This window comes from Legionella sp. km772 (assembly GCF_003989735.1).
Taxonomy (GTDB): Bacteria; Pseudomonadota; Gammaproteobacteria; order Legionellales; family Legionellaceae; genus Legionella.
The window spans coordinates 1-1,298 of the sequence record NZ_RZGQ01000353.1 but is presented as its reverse complement, the minus strand read 5'-3'; the positions used below and the strand labels follow the sequence as shown (position 1 = coordinate 1,298).

Below are 1,298 nucleotides of genomic sequence, written 5' to 3'. Positions count from 1 at the left end.
AACTCATTTAAATCACTTTGCTATTAAGTACAAATTGATTCTTAGAGCGAACCAGATTGCTTGGCAGGAGCTTAAAAATATGGCAGCTTAAAATTGACCGTGCGTAACATGAGTTAGTAAAAGAAGATTTAGTTGCTGAACGCATCGCTATAATGGTGTATCGAGAGTTAATTCAGTGGTTTGGTACCGGTGATCCCACTACTCGCCGTATGCTGGAGGAAATTTTAAAAGACGAGGAGGATCATGCTGATGATCTATCCGATTTATTGCAGGGGCCGATTAAATCTTGATGCTCCTCTTTAAAATATAAAGGGACCTCAATGAGTTTATGGTAAATAAGGTTTTTGCGACGGAGTTCTCCTAGACGATCAAGAATAAGATCAATAGGGCGCCATAAAACCACCCAACCAACTACAGTGAAACCCTCTGATAATACTTTTCTTATGATTGGGGCAAGGTGGGGAATTAGATGCTGATTATTAATAAGGCTAACGAGTATGAGACAAAAGCCAAGAAATAAAAATGAGTTGATTAATACTCGGCTTATGTATTTTTTAAATAAAACTATATGGTCGCTGTGTTCATTAATTTGATTTTGTAAGTAATGGTGGAGCATTTCTTTGGCTTTAGATAAATCCATTTCTTGAAAGGTTTGTGGGGGTAGATAGATGATAAATTGGGAGAAGCGCCAACGTCCTGTAACATGCCAGCGACGAATTGCTTTAGTTAGGGCTGCTTCACCAGTACGAACAGGCTCATAATCAGAAAAAGGGTTTTGTACCGGATTAACTACAATATCCTTAAGCTGCTGAACTTTGATAACAAAAGGACGGTCTTTTAGATTCATTTAATGGTCTAAGTATAGAAAAATCTATAATAACGGATATTCAGTTAAAATTAAATTTGTCGATATTACTAAATAAGACAAATGGATGAGAAATTGTGCATCAATAGGAAGCATAATGATTTCAAAAAAAACCTCGCTAGGTATAGCTAAAATTTGCGGGATCATGGTTTTTTTACTTGGGCTTGTTTTTATTGCTTCTTTTTTATCCCATAAAAATTTTTTGATTCAATTAACTCCTAAGTATACACCGCTTAAAATAAATACAATCATCTGTTTCACTATTTCTAGCGTAGGTTTATTAAGCCTGGAAGTGTAATTTTTATGGTTGATAATAGATGTTAAAACGGTAATACTAGCTTCAATTAAAAACCTGTTAGGTGCTATTGTGGCAAAGTATTATCGAGTCATATTTGAAGAATATGATATGAAGCCTTGCAATGAAACGCAAGAT

General features: G+C 35.1%; 4 protein-coding genes. 2 read left to right on the top strand and 2 right to left on the bottom strand.

The features are described 5' to 3' along the window. Positions 1 to 7: 7 nt before the first annotated feature. Positions 8 to 145, bottom strand: coding sequence for a hypothetical protein (locus tag ELY15_RS16325; protein ID WP_158617535.1), 138 nt, complete (start codon positions 143 to 145; stop codon positions 8 to 10). A 7-nt stretch (positions 146 to 152) separates the two neighbouring features. Here ELY15_RS16325 and ELY15_RS15845 point away from each other — a divergent pair, with 7 nt between their 5' ends. Then, on the top strand, positions 153 to 290 hold the full coding sequence (locus tag ELY15_RS15845; RefSeq protein WP_233586872.1) for a ferritin-like domain-containing protein: 138 nt from the start codon (positions 153 to 155) through the stop codon (positions 288 to 290). On the opposite strand, the gene ELY15_RS15840 is transcribed toward ELY15_RS15845, so the two are convergent. Then, entirely contained in the window at positions 242 to 847 is a 606-nt protein-coding gene (locus ELY15_RS15840) for a hypothetical protein (protein ID WP_127101731.1), read from the bottom strand. The genes ELY15_RS15845 and ELY15_RS15840 overlap by 49 nt on opposite strands. Before the next feature lie 115 nt (positions 848 to 962). Between ELY15_RS15840 and ELY15_RS15835 the strand changes: the two genes are divergently transcribed. Beyond that, entirely contained in the window at positions 963 to 1,163 is a 201-nt protein-coding gene (locus ELY15_RS15835) for a hypothetical protein (protein WP_127101729.1), read from the top strand. Positions 1,164 to 1,298 lie beyond the last annotated feature (135 nt).